We start from the raw sequence: 507 nt of genomic DNA on the forward strand, positions 1-507 counted from the left end.
CCCAGTTCACGGCGGTCCTCCGCCGGCGGCTCCTGCGCCATCCGCTGCCCGGGGCCGTTCTTAGAGGTTTCTCAGCCGCCGTGGCGCAGCATGGCCCCATGGAGCACAGCGACTGCACACACCCTGAGGAGCGGGCGCCGGGAACTGGCGGTGCCGGCACAGCGGAATGCCGGGCACGGCGGTGAGCCGGCGGGGACAGGGCGCCCCGGCCAGGAAGGGCCTGGGCAGGCTCGCGGCGCTCCTGGGAGTGAGCGCCCTCTGCGGGGTGCTGGTCGCCGGGCTGCTCGGGCCAGCGGTGGGCATCCTCGGGGCGGCCGCGACCGGGTCGGTGCAGCTCTTCAACGGTCTCCCCGGCCAGCTCAAGGCCACCCCGCCGGCCCAGGTGACCCGGGTCCTGGCCGCCGACGGGTCGGTGATCGCCACGCTCTTCAGCGAGAACCGCACCGACGTGCCACTGTCCCAGATCTCGGTCCAGATGCGCAACGCCATCGTGGCGATCGAGGACTA

Annotated in this window: 1 pseudogene; it reads left to right on the plus strand. The window is 73.4% G+C overall.

From position 1 onward, the window contains the following. Nucleotides 1–181: 181 nt before the first annotated feature. A pseudogene (locus ACYVKZ_RS20285) lies at nt 182–507 on the plus strand (hypothetical protein); the annotation flags it as partial.

Source organism: Sinomonas soli (genome assembly GCF_054782415.1).